Genomic DNA, 19,468 nt, shown 5'->3' on the forward strand with positions numbered 1-19,468 from the left:
CGGAGCGCCCGATATGTGGTTCACGCGTCTGTCGATCCGCAACCCGGTGATGGCCACGATGATGATGATGGCCTTCATCGTGATCGGGCTGTTTTCGTACCAGCGGCTGCCGGTCGACCAGTTTCCCGACATCACCTTCCCGATCGTCGTGGTGCAGACCGAATATCCGGGCGCGCCGCCCGAGTCGGTCGAGTCCGATGTCACGCGCAAGGTCGAGGAGATCGTCAATACGATCTCGGGCATCGACGAGATCTTCTCGCACTCGTACCAGGGCACCTCGGTCGTCGTGATCAAGTTCGACCTGTCGGTCGACGTGGCGCAGGCCGCCCAGGACGTGCGCGACAAGATCGCGCTGATCCGCCCGCAGTTCCGCGACGAGGTCGAGGAACCGCGCGTGCTGCGCTACGACCCGTCGGACGCGCCGATCTTCCATCTGTCGGTCTCCAACGCGCCCGGCTCGGCGCGCAGCCAGCGCGAGCTGACCACCATCGCGGACCAGATCGTGCGCAAACGGCTGGAGACGGTGCGCGGCGTCGGCGCGATCAGCATCGTCGGCGGCACCAAGCGCGAGATCGAGATCCGCATCCGGCCGGCCCAGCTCGAGGCGCTGGGCATCGGCGTCGATCAGGTGATGACTGCGATCCGCAACGAGAACCAGGAGCTGCCGGCGGGCGAGCTGCGTTCGTCGGCGACCGAGACCGTGGTGCAGATCAAGGGCCGCGTGGTCGATCCCGCCGCGTTCAGGCAGATCATCGTCGCGCGGCGCGGCAACCAGCCGGTCACGCTGGAGCAGGTGGCCGAGGTACGCGACGGCGAGCAGGAACAGGAAAGCCTGGCCCTGCTCGGCGGCAAGCGCGCGCTGTTCCTGTCGGTCGTCAAGGCGCAGGGGCAGAACACCGTCGATACCGTAGACGGGCTGATCCGCATGACCGACGAGGTGCGCAAGCTGGTGCCGGCCGGCGTGCAGCTGACCGTGATCAACGACAGCGCGCGCGGCATCCGCCGCAGCGTCGACGAGGTCCGCTCGACGCTGCTCGAGGGCGCCTTCCTGACAGTGGCGATCGTCTTCCTGTTCCTCGGCTCGTGGCGCAGCACGGTGATCACCGGCCTGACGCTGCCGATCGCGCTGATCGGCACCTTCGGCGTGATGTACCTGTTCGGCTTCACGCTGAACGTGATCACGCTGATGGCGCTGTCGCTATGCGTCGGCCTGCTGATCGACGATGCCATCGTCGTGCGCGAGAACATCGTGCGGCACAACCTGATGGGCAAGAACCACCGCGCGGCGGCGCTGGACGGCACCGAGGAGATCGGCCTGGCGGTGCTGGCGACGACCTTCTCGATCGTCGCGGTGTTCCTGCCGGTCGGCTTCATGGGCGGCATCATCGGCCGCTTCTTCCATCAGTTCGGCATCACCGTGGTCGCCGCGGTGATGATCTCGATGTTCGTGTCGTTCACGCTGGATCCGATGCTGTCGTCGGTCTGGCACGATCCGGACCTGCACGGCACCGGCAACAAGCGCAGCTGGTACGGGCGCAGCATCGGCCGGCTGCTGGACTGGTTCTCGGCGCGGATGGACGCGCTCGGCCACGGCTATGGCGCGATGCTGGGCTGGGCGCTGAAGCACCGGCTGGCGACCGCGCTGATCGCCGTGGCGACCTTCTTCGGCAGCTTCGCGCTGGTGCCGCTGATCGGCACCGAGTTCGTGCCGAACGCCGACCTGGGCGAGACGCAGATCGGCTTCACCACGCCGGTGGGCACCGCGCTCGAGGTCACCGAGGCCAAGGTGCGGCAGGTCGAGGCCGCGCTGCGCGAATTCCCGGAGGTCGCCTATACCTACGCCACCATCAATGCCGGCAACACCTCGGGCCGCAACAACGCGCTGGTGTCGGTGCGGCTGGTCGACCGCAAGCAGCGCGAGCGGACCACTGCGCAGCTCAATCCCTTGATCCGCGAGCGCATGAACCGCATCGCCGGCATCACGCTGACGATGGTCGGCATGCCCGATGGCGCCGGCGGGCAGAAGGCGATCCAGGTCTCGCTGCAGGGCGACGACCTGGGCGAACTGAAGCGGCTGTCGGAGGAGGCTTCGCGCAGGATGCGGGCGATCCCCGGGCTGGTCGATCTCGATTCGAGCATGAAGGACGACCGTCCCACGGTCGAGGTGCGCATCCGCCGCGAGCTGGCCTCGGACCTGGGCATCGGCATCGCGCAGATCGGCAACGCGCTGCGGCCGCTGCTGGCCGGCGATGCGATCAGCAGCTGGCGCGCGCCGGATGACGAGAACTACGACGTGCGCGTACGGCTGCCGAAGGACGCGCGCACCGGCATGGCGGACCTGTCGGCGCTGATGATCGCCAGCACGCAGACCAACCCCGACGGCTCGCCCCGGATGGTGCCGCTGCGCCAGATCGCCGAGCTGGTACCGACCACCGGCGCCAACCAGATCAGCCGCCGCGACCTGAACCGCGAGGTCGAGCTGACGGCCAATACGGCCGGACGGTCGCAGGGCGAAGTCGCGCGCGACATCAAGCAGGCGCTCGACGGCATGACATGGCCGGTCGGCTACAAGTACCGCTTCGGCGGGTCGACCAAGTCGATGAACGAATCGTTCGGCTATGCGGTGTCGGCGCTCGCGCTGGCAGTGATCTTCATCTACATGATCCTGGCGTCGCAGTTCGCCAGCTTCTTCCAGCCGATCGCCATCATGACCTCGCTGCCGCTGACGCTGATCGGCGTGTTCGCGGCGCTGCTGCTGTTCGGCTCGACGCTGAACATGTTCTCGATCATCGGCTTCATCATGCTGATGGGCCTGGTGACCAAGAACGCGATCCTGCTGGTCGACTTCGCCAATCAGGCGCGGCGCGGCGAGCATGGCAAGGCGCCGCTGTCGCGCGAGGCCGCGCTGGTCGAGGCGGCGCGCGTGCGGCTGCGCCCGATCCTGATGACCACGCTGGCGATGATCTTCGGCATGGTGCCGCTGGCCTTCAGCCTTGGCGAAGGCGCCGAGCAGCGCGCGCCGATGGGGCAGACGGTGATCGGCGGCATCATCACCTCGTCGATCCTGACGCTGGTGGTGGTGCCGGTGATCTACACCTACCTGGACGACCTTGGCGGCTGGCTGGCCCGACGCTGGCGGGGCAAGGCGGCAGCGGAGGGGCCGGAGAGCGGGACCGAGGCAGTGGCACCAGCGAGCCAGGACCCGGCCGCGGAGCCTGCCCTGCCCGCCCCGGGCCGTCCCGCGAGCGCGGAATGACGGCCCGGCCCGCCGGCGCCGTGCGCCCCGCCCCCCGCTCCGGTCGGATGCCCCGGCGTCACGCCGGGGAGTTAAAATGTCGGGTTTGACGGAATTCCCCGGCCCCTGGCACCGCGCGGCCGGAACACGAAACAAACAGCGGTTGGCATAGCAAGGAAGGCAAGATGGACCTCGAAAAAGCCCGATTCAACATGATCGAACAGCAGATCCGGCCCTGGGACGTGCTGGATCAGGAAATCCTCGACCTGCTGGCCGTGGTCAAGCGCGAGCAGTTCGTGCCCACGGCGTACCAGGCGCTGGCCTTCGTCGATACGGAAATCCCGCTGCCGGGCGGCCAGAACATGCTGGCGCCGCGCGTCGAGGCCCGCGTGCTGCAGGAACTGGGCGTGCGCAAGCACGAGAACGTGCTCGAGATCGGCGCCGGTTCCGGCTACATGGCCGCGCTGCTGGCGCATCGCGCCCGCCACGTGCTGACCGTCGACATCCGCCCCGAGCTGGCCGCGCTGGCCCGCGACAACCTCGCCAAGGCCGGCATCGTCAATGCCGAGGTGGCCGAGGGCAACGCCGCCGAAGGCTGGCCCGCCGGCGCCCCCTACGACGTGATCTGCATCTCCGGCTCGCTGCCGGCGGTGCCCGAGGCGATCCTGTCGCAGATCAAGGTCGGCGGCCGCATCGCCGCCTTCGTCGGCACGCTGCCGGTGATGGAGGCGCAGCTGATCACGCGCGTGTCGGACACCGAATACCAGACCGTCAATCTGTTCGAGACCGCAGTCGCCCCGCTGACCGGCATCAAGCCGCCGTCGCGCTTCCAGTTCTGAACCGGAAACCACCATGCAGCAGATTACCGCCACCGAGTTGTCCCAATGGCTGGGCGACGCCAACCGCGCCAAGCCGGTGCTGCTCGACGTGCGCGAGGACTGGGAAGTCCAGACCTGCGCGCTGCCCGGCATCACGCATATCCCGATGGGCCAGATCGTCGCGCGCGCGGCCGAACTGGACCCGGACGCCGAGGTCGTCTGCGTCTGCCATCACGGCGGCCGCAGCATGCAGGTGGCCAACTTCCTGGAGCGGCAGCACGGCTTCGGCAAGGTCTACAACCTGAGCGGCGGCGTGCATGCGTGGGCCGAGCAGGTCGATCCCGCGATGCCGAAGTACTGAGCGGACGCTAACCGTCGGCCGCGCAGCGTCCGACAAGCTGGAGACGTCATGAGGTTTGCGCTGTGTTCCGCGCGGAGTGCCGCGCATGCTGTTGCGTCGAATGGTCTATCGAATGATCTGTCGAAGGGTCGCTCGAGCGGCCGTCCCGTTGGCCTGACCGGCATGGCGCTGGCGCTGTGCCTGGCCGCCGTGATGCCCCTGCCGGCCAGCGCGGCGGACCTGCTGCAGGTCTATCGCGAAGCGCAGTCCAACGACGCCCAGTTCGCCAGCGCGCGGGCCCAGCTTGCGGCCTCGCAGGAACGGCTGCCGCAGGGCCGCGCCGGGCTGCTGCCGCAGATCAACGGCGTGGCCGGCGTCACCCGCACCAAGATCGACCAGAGCGCGCCGATCGACGCCAACCGCTTCCTGAACAACAAGAACTGGGCGCTGCAGCTGACGCAGCCGCTGTTCCGCTGGGACCGCTGGGAAACCTACAAGCAGGGCGAACTGGCCGCGCTGGCGGGGGAAGTGACCTTCAGCCAGGCGCAACTGGACCTGATCACGCGCACCGCGCAGGCGTATTTCGACGTGCTGGCCGCGCAGGACAACCTGTATCTGGCCGGCGCGCAGAAGCGTGCGATCGCCGAGCAACTGGAGCAGGCCAAGCGCAACTTCGAGGTCGGTACCGCGACGATCACCGATACCAACGATGCGCAGGCCCGCTACGACCTGGCCGTCTCGACCGAGATCGCCGCGCAGAACGAGCTCGAGGTCCGGCGCGCGACGCTGCAGCAGATCACCGGCAGGCCGGTGGACGAGCTGATGGGCCTGCGCCCTGCCGCCGATATCCCGGGACCGCAGCCGGCCGACGTCAATCTGTGGGCCCAGCAGGCGGAACAGACCAACCCGCAGGTCAGCCTGGCCCGCTACAACCTCGAGACCGCGCAGCGCGAATACAACAAGGCGCGCGCCGGCCACCTGCCCTCGGTCGATCTGGTGGCCTCCTACGGCTATCAGGACTCGTCCGGCCTGATCCAGCAGCAGGTCAACGTCGCCAGCCGCTACAACAGCGCGCAGATCGGCGTGCAGCTGACCATTCCGATCTACGCAGGCGGCCAGATCCAGTCGCGTGCGCGCGAAACGCTGGCGCTGGCCGACCGTGCCGCCAGCGATCTCGAATTCGCGCGCCGCACCGCGGCGCAGAACGCGCGGCAGACCTTCTCCGGCGTGTCCAACGGACTGGCCCAGGTACGCGCGCTGGAAGCGGCCGAGCGCTCGGCGCAGACCGCGGTCGAATCGAACCGGCTCGGCTACGAGGTGGGCGTGCGGATCAACATCGACGTGCTGAACGCCGAGGCCCAGCTGTTCTCGACCCGCCGCGACCTGGCCCGCGCCCGCTACGACACCATCATGAACGGCCTGCGCCTGAAGGCCGCCACCGGCTCGCTCAGCGAAGACGACCTGGTGCAGATCAACACGCTGCTGACCCTGCCGCCGGGGTCGATGTACAAGCTGCCCGAGCCGCCGAAGGCCGCCGCGCCGGCGGCGAAGCCGGCGCGCACGGCAAAGCGCGGCTAGCGCACAACGATTCACGGCCGTCGGTGCAATGCCGATGGCCGAATTTCTTCCGTTGGCGCCGCAACGGCAAAGCGGCGATCCCCCTTTCGCAATTCAATCCGCCATGGGCGTGCGCCATGGCATGTCTCCACGCGCCCCACTCCCAGGTCCTGATCTCCCCAGGCACATTTTTGTGCTACATAAATTCATCCATCCGTCGCTATAATGGCCTTGACACTGTCTTTCGACGCCGCGAAGCGCGAACGTACGCTCGCGGAACGGGGGCTGGATTTCGCCGAATGCGCGAAGGTATTTGATGGCCTTCACTTCACGCGCGCCGACCGCCGACAGGACTATGGAGAACCGCGTTTCATCTCCGTGGGAACGCTGGACCAACGCGTGGTCGTCATCGTGTGGACGCTCCGCGGCAAGACGCGACGCATCATCAGCATGAGGAAGGCAAATGCAAGAGAACAAGCGCACTACCAGGCAGCACTCGCTCGAGTCTGACGATGCGCCTGAACTGGATGCCGACTTCTTCCACGAAGCCGATCTCTACGAGGGAAAGCGCCTGGTACGCCGAGGGCGGCCCAAGCAGGCGCAAACCAAACAACATGTCTCCCTGCGGCTGTCACCCGAAGTCCTTGCCGTGTTCCGCTCCAGCGGCAAGGGCTGGCAACGCCGCGTCGATGGCGCCTTGAAGGTGTTCCTGGTCGAACACCCTCTCGAGGATGCCGACGCCGATTTCGCCATCGAACCGAACTGAATACGGATGACATCGGCATGGCGCCTGATCGGACCTCCAGCACATGATCACCACCCTCGCCATCGCCAACTACCGCTCCATCCGGGAGCTGGTGATGCCGCTGGGGCCGCTCAATGTGGTCAGCGGCCAGAACGGGACCGGCAAATCGAATCTGTATCGCGCGCTGCGTCTGCTGGCCGCGACCGCGCAAGGCGGTGTGGTGGCAGCGCTGGCGCGGGAAGGCGGCATGCAGTCGACGCTGTGGGCCGGTCCCGAAACGATCTCCCGGGCGATGCTGCGCGGCGAACAGCCGGTGCAGGGCACGGTGCGCCAGCATCCGGTGTCGCTGCGCCTGGGCTTCGCGTCGGACGAGTTTGGCTATGCGATCGAACTCGGACTGCGGCAGGCGATCGATTCGATGTTCACGCTGGACCCGGACATCAAGCGCGAAACCATCTGGCATGGCGAGGCCGCCCATCCTTCGTCGCTGCTGGTCGACCGGCGCGGCGCCGGCGTGCGGGCGCGCGATGACAAGGGGCGATGGCAAACCCTGCCGCTGCCTCTGCGCGGCTTCGACAGCATGCTGACCGAATATGCGGACCGCCGCAGCACGCCCGAGATGCTGACGGTGCGCGAGCAGGTCCGCTCATGGCGCTTCTACGATCATTTCCGTACCGATGCCGATGCGCTGGCACGCCGCCCGCAGGTCGGCACGCATACGCCGGTGCTGTCGGACGATGGCCGCGATCTGGCCGCGGCGTTGCAGACGATCCGCGAGATCGGCGATCGGGAGGCTTTGAACGAATGCATCGACGATGCGTTTCCCGGCTCACGCATCGAGGTCGGCGCGCAGGACGGCCGGTTTGAACTGCTGCTGTGGCAGCCGGGCATGCTGCGGCCACTGCGCGCGGCGGAGCTCTCGGACGGCACGCTGCGCTATCTGCTGCTGGCCGCGGCGCTGCACACGCCGCGCCCGCCGGAACTGCTGGTGCTCAACGAACCCGAGACGAGCCTGCATGCCGATCTGCTGCCTGCGCTGGGACGCATGATCGGCAAGGCCGCGCAACGCTCGCAGGTCATCGTGGTATCACATGCGGCCCGGCTGATCGCGGCGCTCGAGCAGCAGCCCGACAGCCAGTCGATCGTGCTGGAGAAGCAGCTGGGGCAGACGCAGGTGGCTGGCCTTGTCGATCTGCAGCGGCCGGCGTGGAGCTGGTTGCCGCGTTAGCCGGGATGCGGGCGCTGCCGCGCCCTCCTTTCCGGCGATGGACAAGCGCACTGTGCCTCCCTCTCGCCGGCGGGCACAGTGCCGGGGGGCGTGGGATTGCGCTCCATCGGTAAATCCTGCTTGCCTTCAATTCACCCGCGTACGCCGCTGTACCTCCAGCAGCTCCCAGCGGATCGCGGACGCATCGGCCGGGGGATTGGGCACGCGGTACTCGCGCACGCGCAGCGTGTAGGCGATGCCGGGCTCGAAGTCGAGTCCTTCGATCGGCCCGTACCACAGCTGCCACGGGGCGTTGGGATCGTCGCGGACCCGATAGCAGGTCTGCTTGCCGACGCCAGTGCATTCGACGCGCTGCGAGTCCACATAGACGGTCTTCTCGACGCCCGACGCGGCTGCCTGCGGCTGGGACTGGCCCTGCTGACCTTGCTGGCCTTCGAGACGTTCGCCGCGGCGGCCCACGCCCTCGCGTTCGACGAAATGCAGCAGATCGCCATCCGCCGTCTTCCAGATGATCTGCCGGCCCGTGGAGCCCGCCGACGGCTGCGTGCCGACCGTCGTAAACGGGGATTGCATCGCCTTCAGCAGGCTGTTTTCCACCTCCATCAATGGCGGCGGGCACGCGCGGCGCGTGGTGGCGATGCGATCGAAGCGCATGCCGCTGTCGGTCTTGCCATAGCTGCCGGTCATCCGGTTGCAGCCGGCGCTGCCGGTCACCGTGCCCTGCGCCGCATCGATGCCGGCATTGAACTCGAACAGTACCGGCTCGCCGTTGTCGCCATGCGGGATCTGCTTCAGCGAGCCGTCCGGCATCTGCCAGCGCACCAGCTCCCAGCGGCTGGGGCCGCCGGGCCGGGTCTCGCTCAGGGTCGGCGTGGCCGACGGCGAATCGGGGGCCGGCGCGGTGGCGCAGCCGGTCATCGCCGCGCCCAGCAGCGCTGCTGCCGCGGCGGCGGTACCCATGCGGAAGGACAGGGACATCGGTTCGCTCCTCGGGTTGGCGGGATGCATCGCAGACGATGATGCGTCCCGAAGCAAAGAGAATGCCGGACGCGCCCACACGGGGCGCGCCTGGCAGCAAGTGTACGCAATTGGTTTGACGCGGCCGCGGTCAGCGAGTGCCTTCGCTGTGCGGCGGGGCCGATCCATCGGCCGCATGGCCAGCATGGCCGGCAGGGGTCGGCGGGGTCGGAGCCTGGGCCGGCGCCGGCAGCGCGGGCACCAGCGCCTCGACGGTACGCGCGGTGGCGCCGCGGTGTTCGCCAGCAAAGGCGCGCGCCTGTGTCTGCATGCGGGCGAGCCGTTCGCGATCGGACAGCAGCACCGCGGCGGTATGCATCAGCTGCTCGGCACTGTCGATGCGCAGGCAGGCGCCGGCGGCGATCGCATCGTCGGTGGCCTGGGCGAAGTTGAAGGTATGCGGGCCGATCAGCACCGGCGTGCCGACCGCGCAGGCCTCGATCAGGTTCTGGCCGCCCAGCGGCAACAGGCTGCCGCCGATAAAGGCGACATCCGATGCCGCGAAATACATGGCCATTTCGCCCATCGAATCGCCCAGCAGCACGTCGGCCTCGATCGGGCGATCGAGCCCGTCCTCATCCAGCGCGCTGCGGCGCTGCAGCGTGAAGCCGGTCTGCGTGACCATCGCCGCCACCGCATCGAAGCGCTGCGGGTGGCGCGGCACCAGCAGCAGCGCCGGCGGACGCTCGTCGCCCGAACCCTTGCCCCACACGTCCCCGCACAGCTTGCGCCAGCGCGACAGCGCGTCGAGCAGCATCGCTTCCTCGCCCTCGCGCGTACTCGCCGCGGCCAACACCGGCCGCGTGCCGAAGGCCCGGCGCAGCCGTTGCCCGCGCTCGATCTGCTCGGCCGATGGCTGCATGTCGAACTTCAGGTTGCCGGTCACGCGCACCGCCGCCACGCCCAGCGCGCGAAAGCGCTCGGCATCGCCCTGGGTCTGCGCCAGGACCTCGGTGAAGTCCGCATACATCGCCGCCGCGGCGAGGCCGAAGCGGGCGGTACGGCGGAAGCTGCGCGGCGACAGCCGCGCATTGACCAGGTACAGCGGCACGCCGGCCAGCCGCGCGCCGCGCACCAGGTTCGGCCAGACCTCGGTCTCCATCAGCATGCCGGCCTCCGGCCGGAAATGCGCGAGGAAACGCCGCACCAGCGCCGGCACGTCGTAGGGCAGGTAGCACTGCACCAGCCGCGGCGGATCGGTGGCCATCTCTGCGCCGAACAGCTCGGCGCCGGTCTGCCGGCCGGTCGGCGTCATATGGGTCAGCACGATGCGATGGCCGGGATAGGCGGCCAGCAGCCGCGCAATCAGCGGCTGCGCGGCGCGCGTCTCGCCAACCGAGACCGCATGGACCCAGATCCATGGGCCCTGCGTCGGCAGCCCCTCGTAGCGTCCGAGCCGTTCGCCGACATGCCGCAGATAGCCGGGCTCCTTGCGCGCGCGCCACGCCAGCCGGGCCAGCGCGGCCGGCAGGATCAAACCCCATGCCAGGTTGTACAGAACACGCAACAGCATCAGCCTTCCCGTCCGAGCCCACGCACGCGGCGCGCCGCCGCATGGACCTCCTCGACCGTCGGCGTCTCGCCGTCGTCGCCGACATTGGCGATGCGCGCGGACCAATAGCCCTCGGTCTTCCAGCGCCAGGTCGCGGTATAGATTTCCACGGTCGGCCGGCACAGCGCCGCGGCGATATGCACCAGCCCCGTGTCGACGCCGACCACCAGTTCGGCGCGATTGATCAGGCCGAAGCCCTGCATCACCGTGAAGCGCGGCAGCACGCGCGAGCCCGGCACGCCGGCGGCGATGCGCTCGGCGGCCTGCCGCTCGGCCTCGTTGCCCCACGGCAGCATCACCGCCAGCCCCTCGGCGAACAGGCGCCGGCCCAGCTCATGCCAGTGTTCCAGCGGCCAGCGCTTCCTGGCGCCGGCGGTCGCATGGAAGCAGACCGCGTAGCGCGTCGGCAGATCGGACCACAGCGGATCGTTGGCATGCAGCACGCGCGCCTCGTCGCCGAAGAAGCGCGGCGGCTCCGCCGGCGCGACGCCGGTCAGCGCGGCACCGAGCAGGCGCGAGCGACGAACGGAATGGGTCTGCAGCGGGACCTGGATCGGATCGGTGTAGAACAGCCGCGCGGCCGGCTCATAGCCCGAGCCCTGCGTCGCATTGGCCAGGCCGATCACCGGCGCCCCCGGATGGCGGCGCGCGATGCGCGAGACGACCGCGGTCTTCAGCAGTCCCTGCGTCTCGATCACCGCGTCGTAAGCGTCCTCGCGCAGCGCGCGGCGAAAGGCCGCCAGCTCGCTCCACACCGCCCCGGAGGACAGGCCCTTGCGCCAGCGCCGCAGCGCGAACGGAATCACGCGCCGCACCTGCGGCAGCAGCCGCACCAGTTCGACATAGCCCTCCTCGACGACCCAGTCGATCTCGCAGCCGGGCCAGCGCGCGCGCAGATCGTGCACCAGCGGCATGTTGTGCACCACGTCGCCGAGAGAAGACACCTTGACCACCAGGATGCGCGGCCGCTCCGGCATGCGCACGTCCAGCGGGCGCGGCATGCCGGCGGCCTCGATCGCCTCGGGGGCGGCGCTGTCCTGCAACGGAACTGCCGGTTCGACCGGCATCCGCTCAGAACGGCAGCTGGGCATCCGGCTTCTCGGCCAGGATCACGCGCTTGAATTCCGCCTGGATGCGGGCCAGCGCGGCGTCGTTATCGGCCTCGAAGCGCATCACCACCACCGGCGTGGTGTTCGACGGACGGGCCAGCCCGAAACCGTCGGGATATTCGACACGCACGCCATCGATCGTGATGACCTCGCGCGCGCCTTCGAACTTCGCATTGGCGCGGATCTTGTCGAGCAGCGTGAAGGGCTCGCCCTCCGCGCACTTCAGTTGCAGCTCGGGCGTGCAGATCGAATTGGGCAGCGCGTTCAGCACGGCGCTCGGGTCGTCGTGCCGCGACAGGATTTCCAGCAGGCGGGCCCCGGTATAGAGCCCGTCGTCGAAGCCATACCAACGGTCCTTGAAGAACACGTGGCCGCTCATCTCGCCGGCGATCGGCGCGCCGGTTTCCTTCAGCTTGGCCTTGACCAGCGAATGGCCGGTCTTCCACATCAGCGGCTCGCCGCCATGCTCGCGGATCCACGGCGCCAGCTTGCCGGTGCACTTGACGTCGTAGATGATCTGCTGGCCCGGATGGCGCGACAGGATCTCCTGCGCGAACAGCATCAGCTGGCGGTCGGGGAAGATGACCTGGCCGTCCTTGGTCACCACGCCGAGCCGGTCGCCGTCGCCGTCGAAGGCCAGGCCCAGTTCGTTGTCGGTCTCGCGCAGGCAGCGCATCAGGTCCTGCAGGTTCTCCAGATGCGCGGGGTCCGGATGGTGGTTCGGGAAGTTGCCATCGACGTCGCAGAACAGCTCGGTCACTTCGCAGCCCAGTGCGCGGAACAGATCGCCGACGAAGGCACCGGCCACGCCATTGCCGGCATCGAGCGCGATCTTCATCGGCCGCGCCAGCTTGACGTCGCTGGCGATGCGGTCCAGATACAGCTGGCGGATATCGACCTGCTGATAGCCCCCGGCGCCGCTGGCAAAGCGCTCGTCGACGATGCGCTGGCGCAGACCCTGGATCTGCTCGCCGTAGATCGCCTTGCCGGCCAGCACCATCTTGAAGCCGTTGTAATCGGGCGGGTTATGGCTGCCGGTGACCATGATGCCCGAGGTCGCGCGGCGGCCGGCGAGCTCGATATTGGTGCCGAAGTACACCATCGGCGTGGCAACCATGCCGAGGTCGATCACGTCCATGCCGGCGGCGCGCAGGCCCTCGACCAGCGCCGACAGCAGTTCGGGCCCGGACAGGCGCCCGTCACGGCCGACGACGACCGCGGTCTCGCCGGCCTCGGCGGCGGCGGAACCGAAGGACAGGCCAATGGCACGGGCGACGTCGCGAGTCAGGGTCTTGCCGACGATGCCGCGGATGTCGTAAGCCTTGAAGATGGAGGAGTCGATTTGCATGCAGCTTCCTGGAAGTGAAGGGAGCGGGCGCCCCACCGAGGGCTTGGAGCCGGGCAGTTCGCATGCCCTGCCATGTGCCCAGAACGGCGCGCCAAAACCTGTATTTTGCCGGATTGCGATCAGGCACGGCAGTTATAATCGGTTCGGCCGGGCAGTTCGGTGTCCTGACACACGCCATCGCACGCACGATTTGCTGCGCCGCCCGCCGCCATTCCCGCCGCCATTCCGATATCGCGCCCTCCTGCCACCGTGCCCCTGTCGCCGCGCTCGTTTCCCCATTCTCCGGCGCGCCGGTCCCAGCGCCGGTCCCAGCTTCAGCCCCTGTCCCCCTCCGCCGTGCCGGCGGATCGGGAGCGGGCCGAACGGCCCCGTATCGCCTACCTGATCACCAATTCGGAGATCGGCGGCGCGCAGGCCCATGTGGCCACGCTGCTGGAGGCGCTGGGCAACCGTGTGGAAGCGCTCGTGCTGGCCGGCGGCGACGGTCCGCTGCTGCCGACTGCCGAGGCACTGGGCGCACGCGCGATCCGGCTGTCCCTGCTCGACAACGCGCTGTCGCCGCTGCGCGCGATCGCGGCGCTGCGCGAATTGATGGCGGCGCTGCGGCAGGCCGATCCGGACCTGATCCACGCGCACAGCGCCAAGGCCGGCGCGCTGGGCCGCATCGCCGGTTGGCTGCTCGGCATCCCGGTCGTCTATACCGTGCACGGCTTCGGCTTCAAGCCCGCCGCGCCGCGCCGGCAGCGGCTCGCCGCCCGCGCCGCCGAATGGCTGCTGGCCCCGCTGACCGCACGGCTGATCTGCGTGGCCCAGGCCGAGCGCGAACTGGCGCGCGGCCTGCCCCTGCCGGCGCGGCGGATTGCGGTGATCCACAACGGCATTGCGGATGTGCCGGAACGCGCTGTGCCAGGCGCGCCGATGCATCGCATCGTGATGGTTGCGCGCTTTGCCGCCCCGAAACGGCCCGATCTGCTGATCCGCGCCTTCGCCGAGCTGGCCCATGGCGATGGCGCGCTGGCCGGTTGCGAACTGGTGATCGCCGGCGATGGTCCGCTACTGCCGACGATGCGGGCGCTGGCCGAACGCCTCGCCCCCGGCCGCGTGGTGTTCAGCGGCAACGTCGCCGACGTGCCAGCGCTGCTGGCATCGGCGCAGGCCTTCGTGCTGGCCTCCGACCACGAGGGCTTTCCGCTGTCCATTCTGGAGGCGATGCGCGCCGGTCTGCCGGTCGTCGCCACCGATCTGCCCGGCATTCGCGAGCAGCTCGACGACGGACGCTGCGGCTTGCTGTGCGCGCCCGGCAGCGTGCCGGCCTTGGCCGACGCGCTGGCGCGCCTGGCCGGCGATGCCACGCTGCGGGCGTCGCTGGGCACGGCCGCACGCGAACGCTGGGCGCTGCACTATGGCGTGACCGCAATGGCCGATGCGACCTGGTCGACCTACCGCGAGCATCTGCCGGCTGCCGCGCCGGCCAACGTGCCGCTCGCGCGGGACAGGGCCTGAGGGAATGCGCATGGACAAGGCATCGGGCACCGCCCGCCAAGCCCGCGTACCGCTGGCCATCCGCGCCCGCGGCTCCGAAACGATGCGCCGCGCCAGCCGTATGCTCGGCTGGGCCCTGCTCGGCCTGCTGCCTTTCGCGCTGAACATGGGGCTCGCCGAGGCAGCCCATCAGGCCGGCTATGTGACCCACGTGTTTCCGCGCACGCTGCTGTGGTCGATCGCGCCGTATCTGCTGGCCTTCGTGCTGCTGCACCGCTCGCTGCATCTGCCGGCGATGGAAGGCAACAGCCTGGTCGGCCTCGCGGCGACGCTGCCCTTCGTCGCGCTGCTGTTCGCCTTCGCCGCCTTCCAGATTCCGTACTCGCGCGGCGCGCTGCTGCTCGGCTACCTGACCACGCTCGCATGGATCTGGGCCGGCTACCGGCGCTATGTGCAGAACTACGTGCCGGTGTTCGGCTACACCGACCCCGCCGCGCTCGCGCAGCTGCAGCAGCTGCTGGCGATGCCCGGCGCGCTGCCGCCGGGACGCACCCGCTTCGAGCCGATCGGCTCGATCGAGGAAGCGGTGCACTGCGACGGCCTGATGCTCGATCGCAGCGCCGCCGCCGATCCCGAACGCACGCGGCTGCTGGCGCGCTACAAGATGAGCCACGTGCGGATCTACTCGGTCGAGCGCGTCGGCGAGATGCTGACCGGCCGGCTGGGGCTCGACCATATCGACGAGAACTTCCTCGACGATCATGCCGCGCACTATTTCTACGGCTATCTGAAGCGGATCATCGACGTTGCCGCGGTACTGTGCCTGGCCCCGTTGGCGCTGCCTGCCGCCCTGGCGGTGGCGCTGGCGATCCGCCTCGACTCGCCGGGCCCGGCGCTGTTCCGGCAGACGCGTGTCGGACTGCTCGGCAAGCCGTTCACGATGCTCAAGTTCCGCAGCATGGAAGCCGCGCCGCAGGACACCGCGCGCTTCGCCGCCCGGCGCGATCCGCGCGTGACCCGCGTCGGCCGCGTGATCCGCAAATACCGGCTCGACGAGATTCCGCAGCTGTGGAACGTGCTGACCGGCGACATGAGCCTGATCGGCCCCCGTCCCGAGCAGGTGCCGATGGTCGATCGCTTTGCCGACACGATCCCCTACTACCCGTACCGGCACTTGGTGCGGCCGGGGCTGTCGGGCTGGGCGCAGGTCCAGCAGGGCTATGCGGGCACGCATGAAGAGACCGTGACCAAGCTCAGCTACGACCTGTATTACGTCAAGCATTGCAGCTTCGCGCTGGATTTGCTGGTGGCGGTGAAGACGGTGCGGACGCTGCTGACCGGGTATGGGGCGCGGTGATGCAGGCGCATGAGCGCGGCGTGGCGCCGGTGCGTGGCCTGTCGGCAGATGCGCCCGAATCGTTGGGTTCGACGGCATTGCCGTTCGCGTCGGCCTCCTCCATGGAACTGCCGCAGTTACCGCGCTCGCCGATGCGCATTCTGCTGCTGACCACCGGCCTGCGCCTTGGCGGCGCAGAGCAGCAGGTCGCCGCGCTCGCGCGCCGCTTCGATGCACTGGGCCACGCGGTCGCCGTAGTCAGCCTGACGCCGGGATGCGAGGTGGCACTGCCGCCCGGCATCGATACATTGAACCTCGCCATGCGCAAATCGCCGTGGTCGATGGCGCGGGCGCTGCGGCAGATGCGCGGTTTCATCCAACACTGGCGGCCGGACGTCATTCACGCGCACATGGTCCATGCCAACCTGTTCGGCCGCGCCCTGATCGCAACCGGTCCGGCGCGCACCATGCCGCCGCTGGTCTGCACCGCGCACAGCGCGCGCGAGGGCGGCATGGCGCGCATGCTGGCCTATCGGCTGACCGATCGCTGGGCTGGACTGACCACGCATGTCAGCGCCGAAGGCCGGGAAAGAATGATTACGGCTGGTGCGGTGCCGGCGGGGCGCATCGTGGTGCTGCCCAATGGCATCGATACCGCACGGTTCCGGCCCGATGGCACGGCGCGGGCTGAGACCCGCGCGGCGCTGGGCCTCGATGCGGCCACACCGCTGCTGCTTCATGTCGGACGACTCGTCCCCGAGAAGAACCAGGCTTTGCTGCTGGAGGCATTTGCCCGCCTGCCGTCGTCGCTTGCTTCCGCACGACTGCTGATCGCGGGCGACGGCTCCGAACGCGCCGCGCTGGAATACCGCATTGCGGCCCTTTCCCTCGGCGACCGCGTCCGTCTGCTCGGCACGCGCGCCGACATCCCGGCCCTGCTCAATGCAGCGGACGTGTTTGCGCTGTCGTCCGACATCGAAGGCATGCCGCTGGTCGTCGGCGAAGCGATGGCCTGCGGCTGCCCGGTGGTGGCGACCGATGCGGCCGGTGTCGCGCAGATGGTCGACGGCTTTGGCCAGGTCGTACCGCGCGGCGATGCCGACGCGCTGGCAGCCGCCCTCGCTCGCGCCCTGCGCGACGGACGCGGCGACATCGCACAGCAGGCGGCAAGGCACAGCCATATCGCGGATTCGCTCGGCCTCGAGGCCATCTCGGACCAATGGCTGGCCCGCTACGCCGCGCTCGCCGCTGCAAAGGCCCACGCACGCATGGGGACCGCCTGATGCGCAGACGGGTCGCCGGCAACCTGCTGTGGATGCTGACCGAGCGCGGGCTGCAGGTCGTCACCGGCATCGCGATCGTCGCGATGCTGGCGCGCGCGCTCGGCCCCGAAGGCTTCGCGCATTTCCAGTATGCCCAGGCCGTGGTCACGATTGCGGCATCGGTCGCGTTGATCTGCGGCAGCGAAGTCGTGGTGCCGCGGCTGGTCGCCGATGCGGCGAGCGCGGCGCAGCATCGCCTGCTCGCGCATGCCTTCGTGCTGCGCGCGTTTGGCGGCCTGCTCGGCTATGCGCTGATGTGCGGCTATCTGGCCGTGGCAGGCGCCGCCCCCGAAGTCTGGGCCGTGGCACTGCTGCTCGGCATCGCGATCCTGCTGCGCGAACCGTTTGGCGTGGTCGGTGCCTGGATGCAGGCGCATACCAACAACCGGCCAGCCACCGTGTTCAGCCTGATTTCGCTGACCATCAAGGCCGGCATGGTCGGGCTGCTGTTCACCGCCGGCAGCCGCGCCGCACCGGCCTTCGCCAGCGCCTTCGCCGTCGAGGCGGTGGTGCTGGCGCTGCTGCTCGCCGGCTACTACCTGAGCCGGGTCCCGCACCGGCGCATCGCGGTCGATTCGGCGCTGGCGGGGCAATTGCTGCGGGGCGGCACGCTGTTCTGGGCCAGCTTCATGATGATGATGGCCGCGCGCCGCGTCGATCAGCTGATCCTGCAGCCGCTGGTGCCGCTCGCCGACTTCGGCGCCTATGCCGCGACGATGCAGATCCTCGACAACTACGCCGCGGCGGCCACCATCATCGCGGCCGGTGCCGCGCCGGTCTATGTCTACGGGCAAGCGGATGCCGCTCTCGCCCGCCGCAACGTCGGCCTTCTTGCGTTGCTGCTCGGGGTGGTTGGCTTCGCGGGCGCGGCGGTGATTGCCGGTACGGCGGACTGGATCATTCACCTGCTGTACGGCGAGCAATTCGGCACCGCGATCGGGCTGCTGCGGGTCGCGGCGTTCGCCACCGCGCTGCTGTTCGTCGATGTCGGCCTGACCCTGCTGCCGGTCTATCTGCGCAAGCCCGAATGGGTCGCGCTCAAATGGGCGGGCACGCTGGCGATGATCCTGGTATTCGACCTGATCGCGGTGCCGCGCTATGGCATCTGGGGCGCGGTCGGCGGCTATGCGCTCGCCAACGGCTTCGCGGTAGTGATCGGACTCGCACTGTGGTGGCGTTGCCGCACGGCTCGTCCCGTGCAATCGACCATGGCGGCCCATGAGCGCTAAGCCTACCCTCTGCTTTCTGACCGGAACACTGAACGCGTTCGCCGGCGCCGAACGGATGACGGCGGTGATCGCCAACGAGCTGGCGCGGCGCGGGTACACCGTCCATATCCTCAGTCTATGGGACGCCGCCAGCTGTTTTGACCTCGAACCGGCGGTGCGGCACGACGCGCTGTTCGCACAGCGGCCTTCGTTCAAGACGCGCTACTTGTCGACCGTCTTCGGCATTCGTCGGTATCTGAAGCGCCATCGGATCGATGTGCTGATCGAAGTCGATACGATGCTGACGTTGTTTACGCTGCCGGCATGCGCGGGGCTCGGCGTACGGCGCATTGCGTGGGAACACTGCAACTTCGATCAGGATCTCGGACGGCACGCGCGGCGCGCCGCTCGGCGGCTTGCGGTTCGCACTTGCGAGCGTGTCGTGGTGCTGACGCAGCGGGATCGCGAGAAATGGGAGCGGGCGCTTGGGGCGCGCAATGTGGTGGCCATTCCGAATGCGTTGCCGTTCGCGATGCCTGCAAAGCCGGCGGAAAGAAACTCGAAGCTCGCGCTCGCCGTCGGGCGGTTGACGCATGCCAAAGGCTTCGATGTGCTGTTGCACGCCTGGAAGATGGTCGCGCGCGAGCATCCGGATTGGCGGCTGGATATCGTTGGCGATGGGGAACTGCACGACGCGCTGATGAACTTGCGGAACGAGCTCGACTTGTCGGCGAGCGTTCGGCTACTGCCCGCGCGTCGGGATTTGTCGGAGCTGTATCGCGGCGCATCGTTGTTCTGCCTGTCGTCCCGCTATGAAGGCTTCGGCCTGGTACTGGTCGAGGCGATGGCCTATGGCCTGCCCGTCGTGGCGACCGATTGCGAGACAGGTCCGAGAGAGGTACTGGGAGCCGTGGCGCACGGGGCGCTGGTCCCCGTTGACGACGCCGATGCGCTGGGGCGCGCGATTTGCCGAACCATCGCGCATCCGGACATGGCGGCCCGAATGGCACAACACGGAATCGAGCGGGCGAAAAATTACGAGGCAGACAGGATTGCGACGGCCTGGCTTCCGCTGCTCGAACGAACCGAAATAGCGCGCGCACACCAAAGCAGAGTCAAACCTCGATCCTGATATTCGCGTGCTAACATTCGAATCCAGAAAATAAGCAGT

At 68.7% G+C, this 19,468-nt stretch carries 16 protein-coding genes; 12 read left to right on the forward strand and 4 right to left on the reverse strand.

The window, feature by feature from the left end; translation table 11 throughout:
- Positions 1 to 13 precede the first annotated feature (13 nt).
- The 7 genes from F7Q96_RS04705 to F7Q96_RS04735 all read left to right on the forward strand — a co-directional run bounded on the left by F7Q96_RS04705 (position 14) and on the right by F7Q96_RS04735 (position 7,923).
- Positions 14 to 3,256: an efflux RND transporter permease subunit gene (locus tag F7Q96_RS04705; RefSeq protein ID WP_053821195.1), complete on the forward strand. Its 3,243-nt coding sequence runs from the start codon at positions 14 to 16 to the stop codon at positions 3,254 to 3,256.
- 164 nt (positions 3,257 to 3,420) lie between these two features.
- Positions 3,421 to 4,074: a protein-L-isoaspartate O-methyltransferase family protein gene (locus tag F7Q96_RS04710; RefSeq protein WP_053821194.1), complete on the forward strand. Its 654-nt coding sequence runs from the start codon at positions 3,421 to 3,423 to the stop codon at positions 4,072 to 4,074.
- Between the two features lie 13 nt (positions 4,075 to 4,087).
- Positions 4,088 to 4,414: a rhodanese-like domain-containing protein gene (locus F7Q96_RS04715; RefSeq protein WP_006579501.1), complete on the forward strand. Its 327-nt coding sequence runs from the start codon at positions 4,088 to 4,090 to the stop codon at positions 4,412 to 4,414.
- A gap of 162 nt (positions 4,415 to 4,576) precedes the next feature.
- Positions 4,577 to 5,971: a TolC family outer membrane protein gene (locus F7Q96_RS04720; protein WP_053821193.1), complete on the forward strand. Its 1,395-nt coding sequence runs from the start codon at positions 4,577 to 4,579 to the stop codon at positions 5,969 to 5,971.
- Positions 5,972 to 6,175: 204 nt separating this feature from the next.
- Positions 6,176 to 6,460, forward strand: coding sequence for a BrnT family toxin (locus tag F7Q96_RS04725; protein WP_315904140.1), 285 nt, complete (start codon positions 6,176 to 6,178; stop codon positions 6,458 to 6,460).
- A complete protein-coding gene (locus F7Q96_RS04730) occupies positions 6,414 to 6,716 on the forward strand; it encodes a BrnA antitoxin family protein (protein WP_053821192.1) in 303 nt (100 codons plus the stop codon). Before F7Q96_RS04725 ends, F7Q96_RS04730 begins: the two co-directional genes overlap by 47 nt.
- A 43-nt stretch (positions 6,717 to 6,759) precedes the next feature.
- Positions 6,760 to 7,923 (forward strand): AAA family ATPase, encoded by a 1,164-nt coding sequence (locus F7Q96_RS04735; protein WP_151022186.1) that lies wholly within the window; start codon positions 6,760 to 6,762, stop codon positions 7,921 to 7,923.
- Positions 7,924 to 8,049: 126 nt separating this feature from the next.
- On the opposite strand, the gene F7Q96_RS04740 is transcribed toward F7Q96_RS04735, so the two are convergent.
- From F7Q96_RS04740 to F7Q96_RS04755, 4 genes are all read right to left on the reverse strand, one after another.
- Positions 8,050 to 8,901 (reverse strand): META and DUF4377 domain-containing protein, encoded by an 852-nt coding sequence (locus F7Q96_RS04740; RefSeq protein ID WP_249041650.1) that lies wholly within the window; start codon positions 8,899 to 8,901, stop codon positions 8,050 to 8,052.
- Between the two features lie 130 nt (positions 8,902 to 9,031).
- A complete protein-coding gene (waaA, locus tag F7Q96_RS04745; protein ID WP_082371600.1) occupies positions 9,032 to 10,450 on the reverse strand; it encodes a lipid IV(A) 3-deoxy-D-manno-octulosonic acid transferase in 1,419 nt (472 codons plus the stop codon).
- 2 nt (positions 10,451 to 10,452) lie between these two features.
- The gene (gene waaC, locus F7Q96_RS04750) at positions 10,453 to 11,583 is read right to left on the reverse strand and encodes a lipopolysaccharide heptosyltransferase I (RefSeq protein WP_053821191.1); all 1,131 of its coding nucleotides are present in this window, start codon (positions 11,581 to 11,583) and stop codon (positions 10,453 to 10,455) included.
- Positions 11,564 to 12,949, reverse strand: coding sequence for a phosphomannomutase/phosphoglucomutase (locus F7Q96_RS04755; protein ID WP_053821190.1), 1,386 nt, complete (start codon positions 12,947 to 12,949; stop codon positions 11,564 to 11,566). The genes waaC and F7Q96_RS04755 overlap by 20 nt, the downstream gene beginning before the upstream one ends.
- Positions 12,950 to 13,285: 336 nt before the next feature.
- Between F7Q96_RS04755 and F7Q96_RS04760 the strand changes: the two genes are divergently transcribed.
- From F7Q96_RS04760 to F7Q96_RS04780, 5 genes are all read left to right on the forward strand, one after another.
- On the forward strand, positions 13,286 to 14,452 hold the full coding sequence (locus F7Q96_RS04760) for a glycosyltransferase family 4 protein (RefSeq protein ID WP_315904141.1): 1,167 nt from the start codon (positions 13,286 to 13,288) through the stop codon (positions 14,450 to 14,452).
- A gap of 10 nt (positions 14,453 to 14,462) precedes the next feature.
- Complete coding sequence (locus tag F7Q96_RS04765; protein ID WP_053822997.1) at positions 14,463 to 15,788, forward strand: exopolysaccharide biosynthesis polyprenyl glycosylphosphotransferase; 1,326 nt, start codon at positions 14,463 to 14,465, stop codon at positions 15,786 to 15,788.
- Between the two features lie 101 nt (positions 15,789 to 15,889).
- Entirely contained in the window at positions 15,890 to 17,050 is a 1,161-nt protein-coding gene (locus F7Q96_RS04770; RefSeq protein ID WP_226994826.1) for a glycosyltransferase, read from the forward strand.
- Positions 17,050 to 18,318: a lipopolysaccharide biosynthesis protein gene (locus F7Q96_RS04775; RefSeq protein WP_151022188.1), complete on the forward strand. Its 1,269-nt coding sequence runs from the start codon at positions 17,050 to 17,052 to the stop codon at positions 18,316 to 18,318. The genes F7Q96_RS04770 and F7Q96_RS04775 overlap by 1 nt, the downstream gene beginning before the upstream one ends.
- Positions 18,308 to 19,429, forward strand: a complete 1,122-nt coding sequence (locus F7Q96_RS04780) for a glycosyltransferase family 4 protein (RefSeq protein ID WP_053821189.1) — start codon at positions 18,308 to 18,310, stop codon at positions 19,427 to 19,429. Before F7Q96_RS04775 ends, F7Q96_RS04780 begins: the two co-directional genes overlap by 11 nt.
- Positions 19,430 to 19,468: the final 39 nt, after the last annotated feature.

This window comes from Cupriavidus gilardii, assembly GCF_008801915.1.
GTDB lineage: Bacteria > Pseudomonadota > Gammaproteobacteria > Burkholderiales > Burkholderiaceae > Cupriavidus > Cupriavidus gilardii.

Coding starts and splice junctions, on each gene's coding strand:
- F7Q96_RS04780 (WP_053821189.1), top strand. CDS start 18,308: ATGAGCGCTAAGCCTACCCTCTGCTTTCTGACCGGAACACTGAACGCG.
- F7Q96_RS04730 (WP_053821192.1), top strand. CDS start 6,414: ATGCAAGAGAACAAGCGCACTACCAGGCAGCACTCGCTCGAGTCTGAC.
- F7Q96_RS04720 (WP_053821193.1), top strand. CDS start 4,577: ATGGCGCTGGCGCTGTGCCTGGCCGCCGTGATGCCCCTGCCGGCCAGC.
- F7Q96_RS04765 (WP_053822997.1), top strand. CDS start 14,463: ATGGACAAGGCATCGGGCACCGCCCGCCAAGCCCGCGTACCGCTGGCC.
- F7Q96_RS04770 (WP_226994826.1), top strand. CDS start 15,890: ATGGAACTGCCGCAGTTACCGCGCTCGCCGATGCGCATTCTGCTGCTG.
- F7Q96_RS04755 (WP_053821190.1), bottom strand. CDS start 12,949: ATGCAAATCGACTCCTCCATCTTCAAGGCTTACGACATCCGCGGCATC.
- F7Q96_RS04705 (WP_053821195.1), top strand. CDS start 14: ATGTGGTTCACGCGTCTGTCGATCCGCAACCCGGTGATGGCCACGATG.
- F7Q96_RS04735 (WP_151022186.1), top strand. CDS start 6,760: ATGATCACCACCCTCGCCATCGCCAACTACCGCTCCATCCGGGAGCTG.
- F7Q96_RS04740 (WP_249041650.1), bottom strand. CDS start 8,901: ATGTCCCTGTCCTTCCGCATGGGTACCGCCGCCGCGGCAGCAGCGCTG.
- waaC (WP_053821191.1), bottom strand. CDS start 11,583: ATGCCCAGCTGCCGTTCTGAGCGGATGCCGGTCGAACCGGCAGTTCCG.
- F7Q96_RS04710 (WP_053821194.1), top strand. CDS start 3,421: ATGGACCTCGAAAAAGCCCGATTCAACATGATCGAACAGCAGATCCGG.
- F7Q96_RS04715 (WP_006579501.1), top strand. CDS start 4,088: ATGCAGCAGATTACCGCCACCGAGTTGTCCCAATGGCTGGGCGACGCC.
- F7Q96_RS04725 (WP_315904140.1), top strand. CDS start 6,176: ATGGCCTTGACACTGTCTTTCGACGCCGCGAAGCGCGAACGTACGCTC.
- F7Q96_RS04775 (WP_151022188.1), top strand. CDS start 17,050: ATGCGCAGACGGGTCGCCGGCAACCTGCTGTGGATGCTGACCGAGCGC.